At 45.0% G+C, this 22613-nt stretch carries 29 protein-coding genes; all 29 read left to right on the top strand.

Annotated features, from left to right (window positions below):
* Positions 1-50: 50 nt before the first annotated feature.
* The 29 genes from DWZ03_RS13425 to DWZ03_RS13565 all read left to right on the top strand — a co-directional run bounded on the left by DWZ03_RS13425 (position 51) and on the right by DWZ03_RS13565 (position 22604).
* Complete coding sequence (locus DWZ03_RS13425) at positions 51-1025, top strand: hypothetical protein (RefSeq protein ID WP_227980183.1); 975 nt, start codon at positions 51-53, stop codon at positions 1023-1025.
* Between the two features lie 15 nt (positions 1026-1040).
* Positions 1041-1421: an acyltransferase gene (locus DWZ03_RS20415; protein WP_207805212.1), complete on the top strand. Its 381-nt coding sequence runs from the start codon at positions 1041-1043 to the stop codon at positions 1419-1421.
* 88 nt (positions 1422-1509) lie between these two features.
* Positions 1510-2118 (top strand): sugar transferase, encoded by a 609-nt coding sequence (locus tag DWZ03_RS13435; RefSeq protein WP_005836382.1) that lies wholly within the window; start codon positions 1510-1512, stop codon positions 2116-2118.
* Between the two features lie 14 nt (positions 2119-2132).
* On the top strand, positions 2133-2768 hold the full coding sequence (locus tag DWZ03_RS13440) for an acetyltransferase (RefSeq protein WP_005836384.1): 636 nt from the start codon (positions 2133-2135) through the stop codon (positions 2766-2768).
* Between the two features lie 36 nt (positions 2769-2804).
* Positions 2805-3035 carry an acyl carrier protein gene (locus tag DWZ03_RS13445; protein ID WP_034523153.1) on the top strand — a complete coding sequence of 77 codons (231 nt, stop codon included), beginning with the start codon at positions 2805-2807 and terminating at the stop codon, positions 3033-3035.
* A gap of 5 nt (positions 3036-3040) precedes the next feature.
* On the top strand, positions 3041-3787 hold the full coding sequence (locus tag DWZ03_RS13450) for an SDR family NAD(P)-dependent oxidoreductase (RefSeq protein ID WP_005836387.1): 747 nt from the start codon (positions 3041-3043) through the stop codon (positions 3785-3787).
* Between the two features lie 16 nt (positions 3788-3803).
* Positions 3804-4862 (top strand): 3-oxoacyl-ACP synthase III family protein, encoded by a 1059-nt coding sequence (locus DWZ03_RS13455; protein ID WP_005836388.1) that lies wholly within the window; start codon positions 3804-3806, stop codon positions 4860-4862.
* A 1-nt stretch (position 4863) separates the two neighbouring features.
* Positions 4864-6396 (top strand): class I adenylate-forming enzyme family protein, encoded by a 1533-nt coding sequence (locus DWZ03_RS13460; RefSeq protein ID WP_005836389.1) that lies wholly within the window; start codon positions 4864-4866, stop codon positions 6394-6396.
* Between the two features lie 15 nt (positions 6397-6411).
* On the top strand, positions 6412-6663 hold the full coding sequence (locus DWZ03_RS13465; RefSeq protein ID WP_005836390.1) for an acyl carrier protein: 252 nt from the start codon (positions 6412-6414) through the stop codon (positions 6661-6663).
* Positions 6664-6670: 7 nt separating this feature from the next.
* The gene (locus DWZ03_RS13470) at positions 6671-7621 is read left to right on the top strand and encodes an aldolase catalytic domain-containing protein (protein ID WP_005836391.1); all 951 of its coding nucleotides are present in this window, start codon (positions 6671-6673) and stop codon (positions 7619-7621) included.
* A gap of 47 nt (positions 7622-7668) precedes the next feature.
* Positions 7669-8043: a hypothetical protein gene (locus tag DWZ03_RS20375; RefSeq protein ID WP_034523154.1), complete on the top strand. Its 375-nt coding sequence runs from the start codon at positions 7669-7671 to the stop codon at positions 8041-8043.
* Positions 8004-8540, top strand: a complete 537-nt coding sequence (locus DWZ03_RS13480) for a 3-dehydroquinate synthase family protein (RefSeq protein ID WP_230321224.1) — start codon at positions 8004-8006, stop codon at positions 8538-8540. Before DWZ03_RS20375 ends, DWZ03_RS13480 begins: the two co-directional genes overlap by 40 nt.
* A gap of 146 nt (positions 8541-8686) precedes the next feature.
* Positions 8687-9868: a Gfo/Idh/MocA family protein gene (locus DWZ03_RS13485; protein ID WP_005836394.1), complete on the top strand. Its 1182-nt coding sequence runs from the start codon at positions 8687-8689 to the stop codon at positions 9866-9868.
* A gap of 2 nt (positions 9869-9870) precedes the next feature.
* Entirely contained in the window at positions 9871-10905 is a 1035-nt protein-coding gene (locus DWZ03_RS13490) for a 3-deoxy-7-phosphoheptulonate synthase (protein ID WP_005836396.1), read from the top strand.
* Positions 10902-11117 carry a hypothetical protein gene (locus DWZ03_RS13495; RefSeq protein WP_005836398.1) on the top strand — a complete coding sequence of 72 codons (216 nt, stop codon included), beginning with the start codon at positions 10902-10904 and terminating at the stop codon, positions 11115-11117. Before DWZ03_RS13490 ends, DWZ03_RS13495 begins: the two co-directional genes overlap by 4 nt.
* The gene (locus DWZ03_RS13500; protein WP_005836400.1) at positions 11093-11818 is read left to right on the top strand and encodes an MBL fold metallo-hydrolase; all 726 of its coding nucleotides are present in this window, start codon (positions 11093-11095) and stop codon (positions 11816-11818) included. The genes DWZ03_RS13495 and DWZ03_RS13500 overlap by 25 nt, the downstream gene beginning before the upstream one ends.
* Before the next feature lie 122 nt (positions 11819-11940).
* The gene (locus DWZ03_RS13505; RefSeq protein WP_005836402.1) at positions 11941-12363 is read left to right on the top strand and encodes a hypothetical protein; all 423 of its coding nucleotides are present in this window, start codon (positions 11941-11943) and stop codon (positions 12361-12363) included.
* A gap of 14 nt (positions 12364-12377) precedes the next feature.
* Positions 12378-12689, top strand: coding sequence for an IS66 family insertion sequence element accessory protein TnpB (tnpB, locus tag DWZ03_RS13510; RefSeq protein WP_202188089.1), 312 nt, complete (start codon positions 12378-12380; stop codon positions 12687-12689).
* A gap of 160 nt (positions 12690-12849) precedes the next feature.
* Positions 12850-13749: an IS66 family transposase gene (locus DWZ03_RS20380; protein WP_230321222.1), complete on the top strand. Its 900-nt coding sequence runs from the start codon at positions 12850-12852 to the stop codon at positions 13747-13749.
* Positions 13644-13937, top strand: a complete 294-nt coding sequence (locus DWZ03_RS20385) for an IS66 family transposase (RefSeq protein ID WP_080597350.1) — start codon at positions 13644-13646, stop codon at positions 13935-13937. Before DWZ03_RS20380 ends, DWZ03_RS20385 begins: the two co-directional genes overlap by 106 nt.
* Positions 13934-14443 carry an IS66 family transposase gene (locus DWZ03_RS20390; protein ID WP_005836411.1) on the top strand — a complete coding sequence of 170 codons (510 nt, stop codon included), beginning with the start codon at positions 13934-13936 and terminating at the stop codon, positions 14441-14443. Before DWZ03_RS20385 ends, DWZ03_RS20390 begins: the two co-directional genes overlap by 4 nt.
* A gap of 67 nt (positions 14444-14510) precedes the next feature.
* Entirely contained in the window at positions 14511-15110 is a 600-nt protein-coding gene (locus tag DWZ03_RS13530) for an MBL fold metallo-hydrolase (protein WP_057087886.1), read from the top strand.
* Positions 15111-15216: 106 nt separating this feature from the next.
* Positions 15217-16467 (top strand): DegT/DnrJ/EryC1/StrS family aminotransferase, encoded by a 1251-nt coding sequence (locus DWZ03_RS13535; protein WP_005836416.1) that lies wholly within the window; start codon positions 15217-15219, stop codon positions 16465-16467.
* Between the two features lie 473 nt (positions 16468-16940).
* Positions 16941-17441 (top strand): HU family DNA-binding protein, encoded by a 501-nt coding sequence (locus DWZ03_RS13545; RefSeq protein WP_035448274.1) that lies wholly within the window; start codon positions 16941-16943, stop codon positions 17439-17441.
* 32 nt (positions 17442-17473) lie between these two features.
* Positions 17474-17569: a smalltalk protein gene (locus DWZ03_RS20040; protein WP_005828262.1), complete on the top strand. Its 96-nt coding sequence runs from the start codon at positions 17474-17476 to the stop codon at positions 17567-17569.
* 152 nt (positions 17570-17721) lie between these two features.
* The gene (gene pheT, locus DWZ03_RS13550) at positions 17722-20184 is read left to right on the top strand and encodes a phenylalanine--tRNA ligase subunit beta (RefSeq protein WP_120130266.1); all 2463 of its coding nucleotides are present in this window, start codon (positions 17722-17724) and stop codon (positions 20182-20184) included.
* Positions 20185-20229: 45 nt separating this feature from the next.
* A complete protein-coding gene (locus DWZ03_RS13555; RefSeq protein WP_005828265.1) occupies positions 20230-20967 on the top strand; it encodes a YebC/PmpR family DNA-binding transcriptional regulator in 738 nt (245 codons plus the stop codon).
* The gene (locus tag DWZ03_RS13560; protein WP_005828266.1) at positions 20967-21212 is read left to right on the top strand and encodes a TIGR03905 family TSCPD domain-containing protein; all 246 of its coding nucleotides are present in this window, start codon (positions 20967-20969) and stop codon (positions 21210-21212) included. Before DWZ03_RS13555 ends, DWZ03_RS13560 begins: the two co-directional genes overlap by 1 nt.
* 126 nt (positions 21213-21338) lie before the next feature.
* Positions 21339-22604 (top strand): Nramp family divalent metal transporter, encoded by a 1266-nt coding sequence (locus DWZ03_RS13565; protein WP_009036937.1) that lies wholly within the window; start codon positions 21339-21341, stop codon positions 22602-22604.
* The last annotated feature ends 9 nt before the right edge of the window (positions 22605-22613 follow it).

A 22613-nucleotide genomic window follows, 5' to 3' on the forward strand; every position in this document is an offset into this window, starting at 1 on the left:
TAGCCAATAGGCATATGAGAGTGCCAATTTATATGTTATTACCATTGTTCATGTACTTGACATATGTGATGTTTAAGAGTTCTTTACAACTTGCATTTCTTTGCGGCAGTGTGATAATTATTATATCGGCAATCTGTACAGGTATAGTAAATGTTTTTTTATTAAGAAAAGTACTGGAAAAGGTCGCAATTGTCGCTGCATTCTGTGTAATCTTCCAGCAAATCGTTCATATCCTGACAGGCATACATTTCCATTTTTACCTCCTTCCTTTTTTTGCAAATGATTTGTTGGAACAATACAACAATGCGATTACTACCGGAGCTGTTGAGGGAATGTATAGGCCATGTGCATTTTTCTTAGAACCTGCACAGTATTCACAATATTGTACAATCGGTCTTGGGTCTTGTTTGTTTACCCATAGACCAAAGACGAAGAATGCTCTTTTTATTTCTCTTGGTATATTTGCAAGTACTTCAGGAATGGGATTTGTTTCAGTGTTTGCTATTTGGGGGGCCTGGGCTCTTTCAAGGCAAAAAACTAAGAAAAACTTTATCAGGAGTTTACCTGTAATCCTTATCGCACTTTTTTTGGTGTTTTTTTTATTAGACAATATTAGTTTTACACATAATATTATAAACCGTTTTACTTCAACCTCAGGTGATGATTATAATGCCATTAATGGGAGGCTGTTTTGGTGGGATACATATTTTGGTGATTTTAATGTATCTGATTTTTTAACAGGTTTTGGCTTGGATAATTTACCTGATGGAGTCTATTTTACGGGTTTTATGAAACTATTATACTGTTACGGTTTGATAGGAACGACACTATTGCTACTATTCCTTGGCATGCTAATAATCAAAGCGGACATCTTTGTAAAGGTGTGTACATCTCTATACACGGGATTGCTGTTTTTTGCTGATTTGACTTATTATCATAATTTAATCTTTTACATAGGAGTATATCTTGCATTGTATATTTTTAATAAGGAAAGAGTCAATATTGCAGGAACATTGAAAGCCTGAAATGGATATAAAAAAATGGATAAAAATAATTCTTTTAATCTTCGTGCTTGGTTATGGGGTAAGATGACATCTTTATACCCCAAATATCTTAAATGGCATTTTAAGATGGATATAGGTGAGAATGCAGTAATAGCACGGACCGCAGTTCTGGATAAAAACATTAACCCCCAAGGTGTTCATATTGGTAAAAATACATGGGTGTTGAGAGATGCTATTATTCTGGCACATGATCACTGCAGAGGCAAAAATGGGAAAGGAAGGTTATTTGACACTCGGATTGGAAAGAATTGTGTGATTGGTATTCGCAGTATCATTCTGCCCGGTGTAACCGTTGGAGATCATTGCGTTGTAGCCGCAGGTGCTGTTGTAACCAAAAATGCCCCCCCAACTCCATAATAGCCGGCAATCCTGCGGTAGTTATTAAGACGGGCGTTGTGATAAGTGATGGAGGGCAAATTATTGAACGCGGAGAAAAAATATAAATATGTATAAGCACTTCTTTAAACGTCCATTTGATTTTATTATCAGTTTGGTCGCTCTGATTTGTCTTAGCCCCATATTGTTGGCTGTGACCATTTGGCTTCATTTTGCCAACAAAGGGGCTGGAGCATTCTTTATTCAAGCCAGACCCGGTAAGGATGCTGAGATATTCAAGGTGATCAAGTTTAAAACAATGAAGGATGAGTTTGACGAAAAAGGCGAACCGTTACCTGATGAGGTCAGGCTTACCAAAGTGGGAAAAATAGTACGCTCAACATCATTAGACGAATTGCCACAGCTGCTTAATGTGTTGAAAGGTGATATGGCATTGATAGGCCCCAGACCTCTGATGCCGGAATATCTGGAGCTTTATACGCCTGAGCAAATGCGCCGTCACGAGGTAAGACCAGGCATTACCGGATGGGCACAGATACACGGGCGTAATGAGTTGCCTTTTACCGAGCGCTTCGAGTATGACGTGTATTATGTGGATCATCTGACCTTTGGCTTAGACCTGAAAATATTCTTTATGACCATTGTCAAAATTTTCAAAAGAGAAGGAATATCCCAGAAAGGTCAGGCTACAGTAGAGACATTTGATGGAACAAACTAATATGGAATAACATAATGAAACATTTGGTAATAATAGGCGGCGGAGGAATGGGTAAGGATATTTACCATTCAGCCAAGCATTCCATTGGTTATGGAACAGAGTATGACATAAAAGGATTCATAGATGACAATCTGAATTCCTTGGATGGTTGTGAGGGGTATCCGCCAGTCTTAGATACAATAAAGAACTATCAGCCTTCAGAAGATGATGTATTTACCTGCTCTATCGGTAATGTGAAAACAAAGAGAACGCTCTGCGAAATGATAAAAGACAGGGGGGGGAAGTTCATTACCTTGCTACATGAGACAGCCCAATTGGGAGAAAATGTGAAACTTGGTGATGGGTGTATCATCGATAGTCACGCCCACATAGGATCAGATACGATTATAGGCGAGAATTGTTTGGTGCAGACGTTTGCTGGAATTGGTCACGACTGTAGGGTTGGTGATTATTGCCGCATTGATGTCAGGGCATTTCTTGTTGGAGGCGTACGAATAGAAGAAAATGTAACTATACATACCAATGCCATATTGAACCACCATGTAGTAGTGGAGAAAGATGCAGTGGTAGCTGCATTAAGCTTTGTGGTTAGAAAGGTCAAGGCTGGAACTACCGTTTTCGGTAATCCAGCCAAACTGTTGAAATATTAAATAAAACAAGTAATAATAATTGAATTATTGAAAATTATGGAATTAAACGAATTTATTGAGAATTTTGCAGAGCAGTTTGACGACACCGATGCCAGCGAGATTAAGGCAGACACCGTTTTTAAGGAACTGGACGAGTGGTCATCGCTTGTGGCTCTGAGCGTGATAGCTATGGTGGACGAGGAATATGATATTACCATCAAGGGTGATGAAATCTGGAATTCCAATACCGTTGAGGACTTGTTCAACGCTATAAAAGCCAAAGCATAAACAATATGTATAATCCATATTCTCTAACAGGGAAGACCATTCTGGTGACCGGTGCTTCGTCCGGCATAGGCCGTGCAACGGCTATCGAATGTGCTAAGCTTGGAGCAAAGGTTGTCATTACAGCCCGTAATGAGGATAGGCTGAAAGAAACGCTTGATACGCTGGAGGGTGAAGGACATCAGATGATTTGTTTCGACTTGTCTGAAACGGAGAAACTGAATGACTTTGTTGCAAGCCTTCCTCCAGTACAAGGCTTTGTGAGCAATGCTGGAACTACAATAATAGCTCCTATTAAATTTATTAAGGAAGATAGTCTCGAAGGATTGCTACAAGTAAATACGGTTTCCCCTATTCTACTTTTGCAAAGACTACTTAAGAAAAGAATATTAGGCAAGGGCTCTTCTGTTGTATTCACAAGCAGCATGGCTGCACTTGGAAAAGGCACACCCGGTAATACGATGTACAGTGCATCTAAAGGTGCCATTAGTGCTTTCATCCAGAATGCTGCACTGGAATTGAGTGCCCAGAGAATCAGGGTAAATGCAGTGTGTCCGGGCACTGTTGACACTCCCCTTATTCATAGTGGTGGCATTACTGATGAACAGTTGAGTGAAGATGCAAAAAAATATCCTCTCGGCTATGGACAGCCTGAAGACATTGCATTGGGAATAGCATACCTCCTTTCAGATGCAGCCAAGTGGGTTACGGGAACAAATGTAATTATTGACGGAGGGTTATCCGTCAGTTGTTGAAACAAGGATTACTATTATGGCAAAAATAAAAATAAACAACGTAAGAATCAAGGGCATCGCAGCCTGTGCACCATCGAAGGTGGAGGAGAACAGCGAATATCCTTACTTTGACGAGAACGAGTTCGAAAACATTATACCAAGTATAGGCGTGGAACGTCGCCATGTAGCTAAGGAAGGTCAGACGTGTGCTGACTTTGCCCAGCGAGCCGCTGAGAAACTGATGGAAGAGTTGGGATGGGAGAAAGAAAGCATAGACCTGCTCATCTTTGGCTCCCCTTCCAAAGACTATATCCAGCCGGACACGGCTTGTGTGCTGCAAGGCAAGCTTGACCTGCCGGAATCGTGCATGGCATTCGACATGACTCTGGGCTGCACAGGCTGGACATACGGCATGACCAATGCCTGTTCACTGATGCAGACAGGGTGCATCAAGCGTGTACTGTTACTCAATGGTATACAGGGTTCTGCGGAGAGCTGCTACTACGACAAGACCGGCTACCCGCTGTTCAGCGATGTGGCCACTGCTACTGCTTTAGAATATGATCCAACAGCGGCACCCATCTATTGTGAACTGGGCACCATAGGTAAACAGTTTGATGCCATTCTTGTTCCTGACGGAGGTCGCAGGAATCCCGTGACAGAAGGGAGTCTGAAACTGGTGGAGTATGAAAAGAATGTGAAGCGAAACCGTCTGCACACCTTTATGAAGGGAATGGATGTGTTCTCCTTTGCCCTGAAGACTGCCCCCAAGAGCACCAATGCAGTGCTGGAGTTTGCAGGTAAGGAAAAGGACGAGATTGACTACTTCTTCTTCCATCAGGCCAACTTCTATATGGTGAAGAAAATCATCAAAAAGCTGAAGATAGACCCGGAGAAGGCACCCATAGTGATGAAAGACTTCGGAAACACAGGTGCTTGCAGTATACCCTTTACGATGGTGATAGGTTGCGCAGAGAAACTGCGCAACGGAAAGCATACCAATGTGGGCTGTTCGTTTGGCGTGGGTCTTTCATGGGGAAGCTTGTGCTTTGAGACAGAAAACTTAGTGATACCCGAACTGCAAATATACGATTAATATGAGAAGTCAGTTAGCAGATTTGTTTTATAAGAACGCAGCAGAGATGCCTGATAAGCAGGCTATCTGGTGCGACGGAAAAACAGCCACCTATCAAGAGATGGCAAATCGGGTGAGCCGCTATTCGAACTACCTTGTTGCGAAAGGTGTTCAGTATGGTGACCATGTGGCCATCCCCATGAACAATAGCATAGAATCAGTTGCGCTGTTTTTCAGTGCGGCAGACCTGGGCGTATGTCTGGTTCCGCTGAACCCTACACTCCCTTTGGAGTCAATTAAGGTGGCCATGAAGTCGGGCGACATGAAACACCTGATAGCCCGCAAGAGTTTCCTGAACGAATGCGAGAAGAAAGGTGGAGTGGACGTGCCTGGCATCACCGTATGCCTAGACGGAGAGTTTGAAGGAGCATTCCCTTTCAGTGAGGTGGCAACGATGCCTACTACACGTCCTGCCTGTGAGAATATCAAGGGCGATGAGAGTCTGATACTGACCATGACCTCCGGCTCTACGGGAACACCGAAGCCAATTGACATTTCTCAGCAGAACAAAATAGACCGCTCGCTGGCTCATATCCGAGTGTATGGACTGGTGAAGGAAGACAGAATACTGGCTGCTACACCGCTGTACCACTCCTTGGCAGAGCGCCTGGTGATTATGCCGTTGCTTTTGGGTGCGACCTCTATCCTGCTGCCACGATTCACTCCGGCCTTGTGGCTGAAGTGTGCCGCAGAACAGAAACCGACGTTTACCATTGCGGTTTCTGCCCAGTTGGCGCAGATACTTGAACTGCTGAAGCAGGAGAATACCGAAAGTATAGACAGCTTCCACACAATCGTTTCTTCATCAGCCCTGCTGGAGGAGAAGGTGAAGCTGGAACTGATAGACCGTTTGCAGTGCGAGTTTCACGAGATGTATGGCACCTCAGAGACATCTACGGCTACTGATATTTGCTTCCAGAAGGCCCGTAACAAGCAAAAGAGTGTTGGCCTGCCCTTTGATGAAGCGGAAGTGAAGATACTACGTGACGACGAGGATACCGAATGCGCTGTGGGCGAAGTGGGAGAGATTGCCGTGAAGTCGAAGCTGACCTGTAAGGGCTACTATAAGCTGAAAAACATGATGGATATGGCTACCACCGAAGGGTTCTTCCGTACTGGTGACTTAGGCTATATGGACGAGGATGGCTATCTCTACTTTGCCGGACGCAAGAAGGAGTTGATTATCACAGGAGCCATCAACGTATATCCAAATGATGTGGATGCCGTAGTGAACCAGTTGACCGCTGTGGAAGAATGCGCAGCTTTCTCCTATCCTGACGAAAGGCTTGGTGAAGTAGTGGCACTGGCTGTGGTGGTGAAGGAAGATTGCGAACTGACAGAGCGCACCATCAAAACCTATTGCGCCAAGAACCTGGCAGACTTCCAGCAGCCACACAAGATTTTCTTTGTGGATATGCTACCGAAGAACACAATGGGTAAGCTGCAGCGCAACCGCATACTAGACCATATAAGAAATGTAGGAATAGACAAATAAAAAGAAATTACGACTATGACAGATATTAAAGAATTCGTGACAGAATATATTCAGCGCGAATACACCGTACCTGAAGACGTCGATATTATGACTCTCAACTATATTGAGGCAGGCTATATTGACTCTATGGCTTTCATTCAGTTTATCTCTACCATCGAAGACGAGTATGATATTGAGTTTGAGGTGGAGGACATAGAGAATCCTAAACTGAGGATAGTAGGCAAGTTGATTGATTTTATCCAAGCCAAGATAGACGAACAGCATTAAGACCGTCATGAGAAATATAGAAGGAATAAAAATAGTAGATGCCACTATCCGTGACGGGGGACTGGTGAACGACTTCTTCTTTACCGATGAGTTTGTAAAGAAGGTCTATGAAACCAATGTGGCTGCAGGTGTTGACTACATGGAGTTTGGCTATCGTGCAGACAAGAAGATGTTTGATCCCAGTAAGTTCGGTAAGTGGAAATTTTCCTCGGACGAGGACATCTTCAGCATTGTGGGTGACAACCCGACGGGGCTGAAACTGTGTGTCATGGCAGACGTTGGACGCTGTGACTTCAAGAACGATATCCACAAGAAGTCGGATAGTCCGCTGAGCCTTATTCGTGTGGCTACCTATATAGAGACCTTTTCGGAAGCTATCGAGATGATAGAATTTGCCGCCAAGCAAGGCTATGAGGTGACTTGTAACCTTATGGCCATCTCAAAATGTACGATGATGCAGTTGTCGAAAGCCTTGGATGCACTGGCCCAGACACCAGTGATGGGCGTGTATATAGTGGACAGTTACGGAGCGCTCTATCCCAAGGAAGTCCGTAAACTGACCAGGCACTTCCAAGACCATTTGTCACCCTACGGCAAATTGACAGGCATCCATGCCCACAACAACCAGCAGTGTGCCTTCGCCAACACCATAGAGGCACACGACCTGAATGCCAAGATGCTGGATGCCACCTATTATGGCATGGGACGAGGTGCTGGCAACTGTCACCTGGAGGCATTGCTTGGCTATTTTAACGGCAAGAAGTATCATGTGGAGCCCGTGTTGGACTTGGTGGGAAGTGATATGTTGGTCATGAAAGACCAGGAGCCCACTTGGGGCTACAATACATCGTATCTGATTGCCGGACTGGCCAATGCCCATCCGAGGGATGCTATTGCCGCCACAAAGAAAAAAGATACTAATTTTGTGGAGCAGTATAAGTTCCAGATATACAAGTAAGCGTGGAAACGATAGTGGTAAACACCTCAAGGAAGTAGGATGTCCTGTTGGGGCAGGGAGTCATTGCTGACTTGCCCCGGCTGGTAGAGCCATTCTGTAAAGGAGGGAAGGTGGGGGTCATCACGGATGATACCGTAGATGCCCTGTATGCTGCAAAGGCGGTATGGGCAATGGAACAATACGGATATGATGTATGTAAATACGTCATCCCATACGGAGAGAGTTCCAAGAACATAAATACTCTGTCAGGTATTTTGGAGTATTTTGCTTCCTGTCATTTTACGAGAAAGGACATTTTCCTCTCCATTGGTGGTGGTGTGATAGGGGGGACATTACGGGAGTGCCCGCTGCACTGTATATGCGAGGCATCCATTTTATTCAAATGCCTACTACGCTACTCTCTATGGTTGATGCCTCAATAAGTGGCAAGACAGCTGTTGACCTGCAGGCAGGGAAGAACTTGATAGGCGCTTTCTGGCAACCTTCATTAGTGGTGGCAGACACACAAGTGGTAACCAACCTACCAGCAGACATCTTTGCAGAAGGCATGGCAGAGGTCATCAAGAGCGACCTGATAGCTAATGCCGGTATTGTGGAGATGATACGACAGAACACAATCAAGGAGCGTATAGACCAGATGGTGGCCAGTTGCATCAAGATGAAACGCGACGTGGTGGAACAGGATGAGTACGAGACCAAAGGACTCCGGAAAGTGCTGAACATGGGACATACCGTTCCCCATGCTATTGAGAAACTCTCCAACTATAGTATTTCACATGGTGTTGCTGTTGCAACGGGACTGGTATGGGAGGCTAAGATAGCTTGTCATCTGGAACTGTGTGCTTCCGGGCTTGTTGATGAGATACGCGCTGCGGTGGATGCCTACCAACTCTACTACGACGTACCCTATACCGTATAGAATATGGTGGAAGCCATGAAAAACGACAAGAAGAATGACGACAGCAGGATAGACTTCGTATTCCCTATCGAGTACAGTAAATGGGAGGAAAGAAGACTAGAACAGAAAGAGTTAATGAATATTATCAAAACACTAAATATCTGAATATGGAGCAAGTAACCATTGGAATGGCGGGTGCCGGACGCGCTACGGAATTGCACATTATGGCATTGAAGCGCTTTTTAGGTGTGCCTGTCAGGTTGAAGACCATCGTTGCAAGACGTAAGGAACAGCTGGAGGAAGCCCAGCGTCTTTATGGCTTTGAGCAGATTTCGTACAGCTTTGACGATATGATCAACGACCCTGAGATAGATGTCATAGACATCTGTACGCCTCCCTACGCTCACGAGGAGATGATAGAGAAGGCTATGATGGCAGGCAAGCACGTGATATGCGAAAAGCCGCTGACGGGCTATTTCGGAACTCCCGGCGATGAAGAGCCTATCGGTGACAAGGTGCCGAAACGCGTGATGTATCTGAAGATGTTGGAGCAGATACGCTACCTGCGCACTGTTATCAAGAAAACCGGCAAGAAGTTCATGTATGCAGAGAACTTCGTGTATGCCCCTGCCGTGAGAAAGACCGCAGAGATTATCAAGGCCAAGAAGAGCCGTATCCTGTTCATGAAAGGAGAGGAGAGCCTGAAGGGATCCAGTTCGCCCGTGGCCGGAGAATGGAGCAAGACCGGCGGTGGCACCATGATTCGTACCGGTGCACATCCTCTTTCGGCCATCCTCTGGCTGAAACAGCAGGAAGCCCAAGCCCGTGGAGTAGAGATTAAAGTAAAGAGCGTGCTGGGCGTGATGGATCGGATCACACCCCAATTGAATGAATACGAGCACCGGCATATTGCCGCCAGACCGCATGACGTAGAAGATTTCGGGACTATCATACTGGACTTTACCGACGGCACCAAGGCCGTGGTGATAGCTACCGACACCCTGCTTGGCGGTTCGAAGAACTATGTGGAACTGTATTGTAACGATGCTGCCATCAACTGCAACCTCACCATGTCCAACCTGATGAGCACTTACTTCCTGGATGAGGACAACTTGGATGATGTCTATATTTCAGAGATGCTTCCTTCCAAGACAGGATGGAACAACCCCTTCCTGGAGGATGAGATAATACGAGGCTATACTGACGAGATGCGTGATTTTATGGAGTGCGTGTATTATGACCGTGAGCCTCAGTCGGGTTTCACTTTGGCATATGATACCATAAAGATTATTTATGCAGCCTATATGTCAGCAGAACTTGGCAACAAAGTGGAACTAAACGCATTCTGATTATGGATTTCCTGAAGAAACTTCCTACACCGGAAGAATTGGCTAAGATATACCCGTTGAGTAAGGGAATGGCCAAAAAGAAGTTGGAGCACGATAAAGAGATAAAAAAGATATTCTCCGGGGAGTCAAAAAGACTGCTATTGAATATCGGTCCTTGCTCTGCAGACAGGATGGATGCCGTACTGGAGTACGCTGCACGCCTTGCAGAGATACAGAAAGAGGTGGTCGAGAATATTCTTATTGTGCCTCGTGTCTATACCAGCAAGCCCAGAACCATTGGTAAAGGGTATATGGGTATGATTCACCAACCCTATATCGGGCAGGGTGAAGACCTGTCGATGGGTGTGGCGGCTGTGCGGAACGTACACCGGCAAGTAGTGGAAGAGACTGGATTGTTCCCATCGGATGAGCTCTTGTACCCTGAAACTATTCACTATCTGGCAGACCTGTTGGGCTATGCTGTTATTGGAGCACGTTCGGTAGAGAACCAGCAGCATAGGCTGGTGGCCAGTGGACTAAATATTCCTGTTGGCCTAAAGAATCCCATAAGTGGCAGTATCAACGTAATGCTGAATGCCATTGAGACCGCCCAGCATCCGCACCATTTTATTTTCAATGGATGGGAAGTGATGTCAAAGGGCAATGAGTATGCACACGGCGTACTTCGAGGTTATCTGGAAGAAGGCGGTGCCGCAACCAGAAACTGCGACTATGAGCACCTGTCGGAGATTTGTGACCGTTTCGCAGTAAGGAATGTTGAAAATCCTGCGGTGGTGGTGGACTGCAACCACAGCAATTCCGACAAGCAGTATATGCGTCAGATAGACAACGCAATGGAGGTGCTGGGCCTGATGAAGGAATACCCCAAGATTAAAAAATTGGTGAAGGGGCTGATGATAGAGAGCTATCTGGAAGATGGCAACCAGCCCATTGATGGAGGAGTGTATGGAAAGTCTGTGACTGACCCATGCCTTGGTTGGGAGAAGTCCAAACAACTAATATATGACATTAACGAAAAATTAGAGGGACTGAAATGAGCGAGCGACCGAAGAAGATATTCTGTTTTGACAACTACCCGGAGGCGAAAATGGCATTGGGAAAAGTGACGTACCCTGTCATCATCAAGCCATACGAGTGTGAAGACAAGACATTCTGGTTTGAAGCGTCGGACTATGGTAAAGCCGGTCAGGTGCTGTATGATGCCTTTGAACACACCCGAAATGGATGGGTGATGATAGAGGAACACTGAGTATGAACTCTTATAAGGCTTTTATAGAGGAACGCGAGGTGTCAATCTATCGGTTCCCCTATGAGTTGGTGGATTCCAATATGTTCTTTATTCCATCAGGGGACACTGGGATTGTATTTGACCCAAATGAGAATGAAGAGTTGCTCCGAGTATTTCAGGAACTGGGGACAAGGAGCGTGGAAATAGTCCTTACGCATGAGCATTATGACCATACGACGGGGGTAAAGTGGTTACAGTCGAAGATAGAGACGAGACTGTTTTGCCATCGCGCCTGTGCAGAAGCTATTGCCACTGAGAAAGGGAATGACCCTAAGACACTGGGGTATATACTGACGCTACGTGATGCGGTTGACGGTGGACACAGAAGAGAGAACTTTCTGGCTACCGCTAAGCGGTATATGCTTCGTGCAGACGAGGCATTTGACGGTGATTGTGGGTTGAAAGTAGGTGAACTGGTTTTGAGATGTCATCCGGCACCTGGGCACAGCCCGGGGAGTGCCTTGTATTTCTTGGGTGAGACAGCGTTTTTTTCAGGCGATTCCCTTATACAGCATACACCGACCATAGTGCATCTGCCAGGGAGTGACAGAAGAGCCTATAAGCAGGAAACCAAGCCATATTTGCGGTCACTAGACAAAGATATGATGGTTTTCCCTGGGCACGGGGAGCCGTTTAAGTTGGGGGAAGCAGAATTCCTTTAAATATTGGTGCTATGAGTAAGAAGATGAAGATTACATTGCTTGCTGCCATGGTGGCAGTTGGTGCTTTGTACATAATTTGTTTGCAATTGATTTAAAAACTAAGATATGTAAGCACTCACTGTATGGCTCTTGATTTGTATATCTTCTATTTTTACTTTCGTGACTTAAACTTAAAATTATTCCAAGTCATGAACATGTCTGAATTCTACAGCGATTTTTTATATCGCTATCAAACCGAGGCAGCGCCTTTGAACGTATCTATTGATAGCTTCTGCTTGCGCGAAGGTGTTGAGTACCGCAATTTTATCCGTTGGTATCGTGATAACAAGAAACGTTTACGCGAAAGTGAAATGGCTGATATTCGTATTAGTGCTATCAAAGTGACCGGAGCTCCAGCATTGACTGCTCCAGTAAATCCCCCCATTGCTTTTTGCACTGTTAGCGAGTTTCATTTGAAACTTTCCAATGGCATTGAGATTCATAAACCAGATTCCCACCTGGAAGATATTACTAACCTTTTAAGTAGTTTGTCACGCGTATGTTAGGTTTGAGCTCTCACATGAATTTCTACCTTTGTGAAGGTTTTGTTGATATGCGTAAAGGTATCGCCACCCTTTCGGAGTTGGTACGCCGTAAATTGCATAAGGATCCTGAGTCGGGTGATGTATTTATTTTCCTTGGAAAAGACCGTCGTAATATAAAGATTCTGCGCCATGAGTATAATGGATATGTGCTTTACTGGCAGAAACTGAACCGTGAACGCTTCCTTCTTCCTGTTTTCAATTCCGATTTAAACCAATACGAAATCAGTTGGGATAAGCTTGTAGTGCTTCTTCAAGGCACTGTTCGTAAAGGGCTTTTGGTTGGTTAAAATGAATACAAAAAACGCTCTTTTGAGTGTTGATTAATATGTTGGTTGTCAGATAAACAGCGCAGTTTTTTATTTGCATAATTTATTAAAAATGAGTATATTCACTTCATGCAAGACAAAGATATTATCAACATATTAATCTCTCAATTACTTTCCAAGGATGATGAGTTACGCCATCAACGTTCCCGTCTGGAGACTCCGTTTGGCTAACTCTGAACAGGAAAAGTCTGATCTGAGGGAAGCCTTGAAAGCTTTGCAGCAAACTCGTGCGGATGACCTGTTTGAACTTGAAAGACAAAAACGGCAACTTTACGGTAGGAGTTCAGGAAAGGTTAAAAGCCTGAAGAAGCTACAGGAAAGAAGCGTGAAAGAAGATAAGGATGATTTTGATGGTTTCAATCCCCCTGGGCTTCCTCCTCATGAGGGACATGCCCTCCTTGATACTATGAGATCATCTGATGCTCTTGTGGGCCAGGCAGCAAAGTCCAAACCCCACCGTTCGGATTATGGCAAGAATGCCACTCAGATAGAATCTACCGTGATGCACTACTGTAACCGTGATCAAGTCCCTGCTGATGCCCGCCCAATCAATGTTCGTCATTGGATACTGTATAAAATGGATTGGAATGTGTGTAAGCATGTTTTCGAAATTCCCAGACTGATTGACTCCGAAGGCGCTATCAGTAACTATTATGCCCCGTTTGAAGGTGATGAAGCCTTGCACCCCTTTGAGAATGTTCTTCCGGGACATCATGTAGGTATGGATATGATAGCACAGATCATGGTAGATAAATATCAGTATAGCCTCTCTTCGGAGCGGGGTGTAGCTCGTTTTTCAGATGCCGGTGCAAAGTTTTCCTCTTCCACTGTACTGAGTTGGATACAAAAACACACAGATCTGTTGGGCAAACAGGAAACCCCGTTGCGGAATCTTCTTTTGAGCAAAGACAGTTTTTGTTCTGTGATGGGACTACTGAACTGGTCAGAATCAAAAACAAGGAAACGGGAAAGATGGAATACAAGAAGCAGTATATCTGGGGCAGCAAGAATCCGGCCTTGAAGGTTGCTTATTACCTGTATGACCGGGGTAGCCGCAGTATGGCAGTTGCCGAGAACCATTTCAAAGATTTTTTTGGTAATATTACCACGGATGGTTACAATGTTTATAAACTTTTTGACCGGCATCGAAAGGGAGTTACCCGTTATGGATGTATGGCGCATGTGCGGCGAAAATTTGTAGATGCTTGAATACGGATGAACGCTCTGTCGAAGTAGTGAACCTGATCTCCGAACTTTACTGGATAGAATCTGATTGCAAAATACACTTTTTATCAGAAGATGAACGTAGAAAGGAACGGCAACAAAGAGCATTACCTGTTCTTGATAAACTTTGGCAAATAATAAAGCCAATTTTTGATGCGACCCAAGATGCTGCATCCAATCTCTTTATCAAGGCGATCCGGTATGCTGTTGCCGAATGGGAGTCAATATGCTGCTATGTGAATAATGGTAAAGCAGAGATTGACAACAATACAGCTGAACGGATGATGAAGCCTATTTGCCTGGGTCGTAACAATTATTTGTTTTGCGGGGCAGAACCGGGTGCAAAGAATACTTCTTTATTATACTCAATTATTGAGACTTGCAAAATGAATGGGCTAAGGCCTGTTAAATACATTGCGGATGTTTTAAGGAAGTTGGTGGCCGGCGCAACGAATTACGCCGCACTTTTACCTATCAATATAGCGAAATAAACATAATTTTTAAATAAAAAATAACTCAAAGTAGGCTAGAGGCGGTGAAAACCAGGCTAGCCGTACAGTGAGTGCTTACGAAAAACATCCTCAGATTGTCAATTCTGTTTTCACCTCCAATACGTATATACTGTCTGTTGAGGGGAAAGATGGGCATGTATTGATAGATATTGGGGATATTGCTCCTATAAAGCAGTGTGTTCAGGAAAAGTGCGGAACGGTACAAGCCTTGTTTCTGACTCATACTCATTACGACCATATTTATGGTATAAAAGATTTATTACGATTGTATCCTGATTGCACAGTTTACACTTCCTCTTTCGACAAGGAGGCTTTAGGTTCGGATAAACTTAATTTTTCCCGTTATCACAATGATCCTGTAATATGGATGGGAGATAATGTGACGGTTTTACATGAGAATGATAAAGTGGAAATATTTCCGGGAATTTTCGTGGAAGTGTTTGAAACTCCCGGACATGATAAAAGCTGCCTTACCTATAAAGTCGAGAACAATGTTTTCTCGGGTGATTCATATATCCCTGGTGTTAAACTCATTGCCTCATTCCCTAATAGCGATAGGGAAGATGCACGGATCTTGAAAGAACGTATCATGGAATTAACAAAGGATTGCAGTCTGTATTCCGGTCATGGAAACATTTATGAGTAAATTATCCCGATATCTGGAAAAGATTTATAAAGCCGTTTCCTTTCTTTTTATTCCCCACTATGTGAGGAATCCGAAGTCTGATCATTAAATAATCACATATATATTTATGGATAAAACTATTTATCTCTGCCTTGCCCATATGAGCGAGGAGGGTATTGAACAGAAATATGTAAAAGAAGCCTTCGATACGAACTGGGTGGTTCCTCTCGGTCCTAACGTGAATGCTTTTGAAGAGGATTTGAAACGTTTTGTAGGCGAAGGCAAGGAAGTGGTGGCACTTTCGGCCGGTACGGCGGCAGTACATTTGGCTCTGTTGGCTTGCGGAGTGGGACAGGGTGACGAAGTGATTGTACAAAGCTTCACATTCTGTGCGTCTTCGCATCCGGTCACTTATCTGGGGGCTGTTCCGGTATTTGTGGATTCTGAGAAAGAAACTTGGAACATGTCTCCGGAACTGTTGGAAGAAGCCATCAAGGACCGCATTGCCAAGACTGGAAAAAAGCCAAAAGCTATTGTTCCTGTGGCATTGTACGGCATGCCCTATGACTGTACACGTATCATGGAGATAGCCGATAGGTATGCTATTCCAGTGGTGGAAGATGCTGCCGAAGGTTTTGGCTCCCGTTTTAAGGGACAAGTACTGGGGACGTTCGGCAAGTTCGGGGTGCTGAGCTTTAACGGTAACAAGATGATTACTACCAGTGGCGGTGGTGCGTTGATTTGTAAAGATGCCGAAAGCAAGAATCAAATCATGTGGTATGCCACGCAGGCTCGTGAGGCTTATCCTTATTACCAGCATGAGGCGATAGGGTATAACTATCGCATGAGTAATATATGTGCAGGTATTGGTCGTGGTCAAATGACCGTTGCCGATAAGCATATTGCACATCACCGACATGTGCAGGCTCTCTATAAGGAACTGCTTAAGGATGTGGAGGGGGTATTGCTGCATGAAGCTCCTTCGGCTGATTATGACTCTAATTTCTGGCTTTGTACAATCACTCTGGATTCTTCACTTCGCATCAAAGGGCAGGAAAATGCTTATAAGGATGTTGTCAGGACTGCCGTAGGTGGTGCTGCAGGTGTGATTCATGCCGTAGATTGTGCTACAACAGATTGCCAGCCCAACGAGAATGTGGAGGCTTTGCGTGCTTTTATGCTTGGCAAAAAAATAGAGGCACGCCCGGTTTGGAAACCGATGCACAAGCAGCCGGTCTATAAGGATGCTCCGGCTTATATCAATGGGGTATCCGAAGCTATTTTTAAAATCGGTATGTGCCTTCCTGCCGGGCCGTGGGTGACTGATGAAGATGTATATTATATCGTGGAGTGTATAAAAGAGGCCATAGTAAAATAATAGATGAAAATACAGCTTTTTTAACTACGACCTTGACAACGCTGTCGGTTGCCAATACGTTTGTCAATGCGGATTTCATCTATACGTTGTCTGTTCCGTTCTAGTCTTCTGCTTCTTCAATTTCTGCAAGCGTGCCAAATATTCACCGCCTGATGCTTCATGAGAATATTGGACTACCGCATCGCAAACATCTTATCAGATTATGGCGAATGAGCTGAAGATTCCCCATGTCATAGTATCTTCGACCTATATGGCAGTACAGGCAATCATCATCGTAGGATATCTTGATTAAGTTGGCTTGCCTAATCTGTTAGATTGTAAATCAATACTTTATGAACTTATCTCAGAAAACAGCTTCAGCGAGGCTGTTTTCTTTGTTTACAGGCAAATATATCCTCACCTTTGCATTGTTGATCAACAAAACGAGATTAAAAACCATGTTGAATTAAAAATGTAAAAAGGAGAAAGAAAGTATGCCTTTATTTTATTATGCAAGACAGTCGTCTCTGGCGACAAAAGAGGGTGCCAAACTTTGGCATCTGAGTTTGAAGAAAGTGGGAAGAGCCGTGGATGCACAACAGCTGGCTGAGGTGATTGCCGAGAAGTCTTCCCTGACTCCGGGTGACGTACATAATGTGATCCGTAACCTGATGACGGTGATGAGGAGTCAGTTGCTGAACAGCCGTACGGTGCGTCTGGATGGTTTGGGCACATTCACCATGAAGGCCCGTACGCGAGGTAAGGGAGTGGCAAAATCTGAAGACGTGAATCCCAATCAGGTGACTGCTCTACGCTGCCAGTTTACTCCGGAATACACGCGCCCAGCTGCTATCGGCACTACGCGTGCCCTGATTCAGGGTGTGGAGTTTGAGAAATGGACGGGAGTGGTGACTGACGGTAAGGATGATGCCGGTGATGGTGGCAATTCCGGTGGTGGTTCTGACGGTGACCAAGGCGAGAACCCATTAGGATAAGATGTATTTACTAATTTAGAAAGATTAAAACTATGAAAAAGAACGTTTGGGACAAGATTTTGAAGGTAGTGATAGCTGTTGCTTCCGCCATATTGGGAGCTTTAGGCGCCAATGCAATGAATGTATAAATTGTAGATTTATATAGAATATTAGGAGAAAGGCGGTGAAGGAAAAGCACTTCATCGCCTTTTTGTTATTTTCTTCATTTATAATTCCCTGCCAACCAAAAAATCTTATTACCTTTGCAGGTCACTTTTGGAAACAATAAAAATATAATGATATGAATATCTCTTATAATTGGTTGAAAGAGTATGTCGATTTCGATTTGACACCGGATGAAGTTGCTGCGGCACTGACCTCCATCGGACTGGAAACGGGAAGTGTGGAAGAGGTGCAAACCATTAAAGGCGGACTGGAAGGACTGGTCATCGGCGAAGTGCTGACATGCGAAGCTCATCCCAACTCAGACCATATGCACGTCACTACGGTGAACCTGGGACAAGGTGAACCCGTGCAGATTGTATGCGGCGCTCCGAATGTAGCTGCCGGACAGAAAGTGGTAGTAGCCACGTTGGGTACAAAACTGTATGACGGTGACGAATGCTTTACCATCAAGAAGTCAAAGCTGCGTGGCGTGGAATCTGTCGGCATGATTTGTGCTGAAGATGAAATAGGTATCGGTACGGACCACGCGGGCATCATCGTACTACCGGAAACAGCTGTTCCGGGTATGCTTGCCAAGGATTATTATAACATCAAGAGCGATTACGTGCTGGAAGTGGACATCACTCCCAACCGTGCCGATGCTTGCTCACATTATGGGGTGGCACGCGACTTGTATGCCTACTTGATACAGAACGGTAAGCCGGCTACCTTGAAGAAACCTTCGGTAGACGTTTTTGCGGTAGAAAATCACGACTTGGATATTAAAGTAACTGTAGAGAACAGCGAGGCATGTCCCCGATATGCCGGCGTTACGGTGAAAGGGGTTACAGTGAAAGAAAGCCCCGAATGGTTGCAGAACAAGTTGCGTATTATCGGCCTGCGTCCTATCAATAATGTGGTGGATATTACCAACTATATCGTCCATGCTTTCGGCCAGCCGCTGCACTGCTTCGATGCAGATAAGATTAAAGGCGGTGAGGTGATTGTAAAGACCATGCCGGAAGGTACTCCGTTTGTAACTCTTGATGGCGTGGAGCGTAAATTGAACGAACGCGACTTGATGATTTGCAACAAGGAAGAGGCGATGTGTATTGCCGGTGTATTCGGCGGTCTGGATTCCGGTTCTACGGAAACCACCAAGGATGTGTTCCTTGAAAGTGCTTACTTCCATCCCACATGGGTGCGCAAGACAGCCCGTCGCCATGCGTTGAACACAGACGCTTCTTTCCGTTTTGAAAGAGGTATTGACCCGAATGCCACTATTTACTGCCTGAAGCTGGCAGCTTTGATGGTAAAGGAACTTGCCGGAGGTACCATTTCTTCTGAAATAAAAGATGTGTGCGCCGCTCCTGCCAAGGATTTCCGTGTGGAACTTGCCTATGAGAAAGTGAACTCACTGATTGGCAAAGTTATTCCGGTGGATACCATCAAGAGCATCGTGACAAGTCTGGAAATGAAGATTGTAGACGAGACAGCCGAAGGGCTTACACTGGATGTTCCTCCTTACCGTGTGGACGTGCAGCGCGATTGCGATGTAATAGAGGATATTCTGCGTATCTACGGATATAATAATGTGGAGATTCCGACTACCTTGAAGTCTTGTCTGACTACCAAGGGTGAATATGATAAATCCAACAAACTGCAAAACCTGGTTGCCGAGCAGCTGGTGGGCTGTGGTTTCAATGAGATTCTGAACAACTCGTTGACGCGTGCCGCTTACTATGACAACTTGGAGTCTTATCCGTCGAAGAATCTGGTAATGTTGCTGAATCCGTTGAGTGCAGACTTGAATGCCATGCGTCAGACACTGCTTTTCGGTGGATTGGAAAGCATCTCGCACAACGCCAACCGTAAGAATGCAGACCTGAAATTCTTTGAATTCGGTAATTGTTATCACTTCAACGAGGAAAAGAAGAATCCGGAGAAAGTGCTTGCCGCTTATTCCGAAGACTATCATCTTGGTTTGTGGGTGACTGGCAAGAGGGTTGTAAACTCATGGGCTCATCCGGATGAGAACAGCTCGGTATATGAGCTGAAGGCATACGTTGAGAATGTCTTTGCCAGATTGGGGCTGCACATGCATGATTTGGTTGTCGGCAATCTGACTGATGACATCTATGCTGCCGGTTTATCCGTACAGACAAGGGGTGGAAAGCGGTTGGCTACTTTCGGTATTGTAACAAAGAAGCTGCTGAAGGCATTCGATATTGACAACGAGGTTTACTATGCCGATTTCAACTGGAAAGAATTGCTGAAGGCCATCCGCAATGTGAAGGTGAGCTATACGGAAATCTCCAAGTTCCCTGCCGTGAAACGCGACTTGGCGTTACTGCTTGACAAGAAAGTGCAGTTTGCGGAAATTGAGAAGATTGCCTACGAGACGGAGAAAAAGCTGCTGAAGGAGGTTTCTCTCTTCGACGTTTATGAGGGTAAGAATCTGGAAGCCGGTAAGAAGAGTTACGCGGTGAGCTTCTTGCTGCAGGATGAGAATGCCACGTTGAACGATAAGCAGATTGACAAGATTATGTCCAAACTGGTGAAGAACCTGGAGGACAAGTTGAATGCCAAGCTGCGTTGATTCATTATTCAGAATTTATAATTCATAATTTAAAATACAGTTCCAATGGGAAGAGCGTTTGAATATAGAAAAGCTGCCAAATTGAAAAGATGGGGTCACATGGCAAAGACCTTTACAAGACTGGGTAAACAAATTGCTATTGCGGTGAAGGCCGGTGGTCCGGAGCCGGAAAACAACCCGACACTGCGTTCGGTTATCGCTACTTGTAAGCGTGAAAACATGCCGAAGGATAATATTGAACGTGCTATCAAGAATGCGATGGGTAAGGACCAGAGCGACTATAAGGGTATGACTTATGAAGGATACGGTCCTCACGGTGTAGCTGTTTTTGTGGATACACTGACCGATAACACTACCCGTACAGTAGCCGATGTGCGTTCCGTATTCAACAAGTTCGGCGGTAACTTGGGAACAATGGGTTCACTGGCTTTCTTGTTTGACCACAAGTGTGTGTTCACTTTCAAGAAGAAAGACGGTATCGATATGGAGGAACTCATTCTTGACTTGATAGACTATGACGTAGAGGAAGACTACGAAGAGGATGAAGAAGAAGGTACTATCACTATTTATGGTGATCCGAAAAGCTATGCAGCTATCCAGAAACATTTGGAAGAGTGCGGTTTTGAAGATGTCGGCGGTGAGTTTACCTATATCCCGAACGATATGAAGGATGTGACTCCCGAGCAACGCGAAACCATCGACAAAATGATAGAGCGTCTCGAAGAGTTTGATGATGTACAGACGGTTTATACTAACATGAAACCGGAAGAAGGCGGAGAATAATGACATATACATACAAGACGCAAGGTACGTGTAGCAGTAACATCGAACTGGATGTGGAAGATGGTATTGTGAAAGAAGTGGCATTTTGGGGTGGATGTAATGGAAACCTGCAAGGACTTTCACGTTTGGTGAAAGGCATGCCGGTAGATGCGGTGATTGCCCGTTTGGAAGGAATTCGCTGCGGAAGACGTTCCACTTCCTGCCCCGACCAATTGTGCAAGGCATTGCACGAGATGGGGTATTGAGCCTCCTGCCTGAAAGAATGGATGAGAGCCCCTGACATTGAAAGATGCCAGGGGCTTTTTTTGAACCTAACATGGAGGTATTTGTTATTATTTGAGTATTTTTACGCTCTTAATTGAACAGATACAATGAAGAATATTTTTAAAGACTTGAAACGGAGAGACCACAAACGCTATCTGGGCGGTCTGGACGTTTTTAAATATATAGGTCCCGGACTGCTGGTGACTGTGGGCTTTATTGACCCGGGGAACTGGGCATCTAATTTTGCGGCAGGGTCTGAATTTGGCTATTCATTGCTGTGGGTCGTGACTTTATCCACTATCATGCTGATTGTATTGCAGCATAATGTGGCGCATCTTGGCATTGTAACCGGCTTGTGCTTGTCCGAAGCCGCTACCAAATATACTCCTTCCTGGGTGTCGCGTCCCATATTGGGCACAGCGGTATTGGCTTCCATCTCGACTTCGCTGGCAGAGATATTGGGAGGTGCCATCGCTTTGCAGATGCTGTTTGACATTCCCATCATATGGGGCTCTGTCTTGACTACCGTATTTGTAGTCGTCATGCTTTTCACTAATTCCTACAAGAAGATAGAACGTTCCATCATTGCTTTTGTTTCGGTCATCGGGCTCTCCTTTATCTATGAGCTGTTTCTGGTGAAGATAGATTGGCCGCTGGCTGCACAAGGGTGGGTGACACCTTCGTTCCCGCATGGGAGCATGCTGATTATCATGAGTGTGCTCGGTGCGGTGGTGATGCCGCATAATCTGTTTCTGCACTCGGAAGTGATACAGAGCCATGAATATAATAAGAAAGATGATGCATCCATCCGTAAGGTGTTGAAATATGAATTGTTCGACACGCTGTTCTCTATGATTGTGGGATGGGCCATCAACAGTGCCATGATACTGCTGGCAGCGGCAACTTTCTTTAAAAGCGGTATTCAGGTGGAAGAGTTGCAGCAGGCCAAATCCTTGCTGGAGCCGTTGCTGGGGAGCAGTGCTGCCGTGGTTTTTGCATTGGCATTACTGATGGCGGGTATATCTTCCACGATAACCAGCGGTATGGCGGCAGGTTCTATCTTTGCCGGTATTTTCGGAGAATCCTATCATATCAAAGACAGTCACTCGCAGGTGGGTGTGATTCTGTCGCTGGGCATTGCACTGCTGCTGATTTTCTTTATCGGAGACCCGTTCAAAGGACTGCTGATTTCACAGATGATACTGAGCATCCAGCTGCCGTTCACGGTTTTCCTGCAAGTAGGATTGACTTCTTCGCGCAAAGTGATGGGGCAGTATGTAAACAGCAAATGGAGTACATTTGTACTTTATGCCATTGCTGCGGTGGTCACTGTGCTGAATATCATGCTGCTGGTATCCGAGTTGACATCTTGAATAATTCAT

Source organism: Bacteroides sp. AF29-11 (assembly GCF_003602895.1).
GTDB lineage: Bacteria > Bacteroidota > Bacteroidia > Bacteroidales > Bacteroidaceae > Bacteroides > Bacteroides uniformis.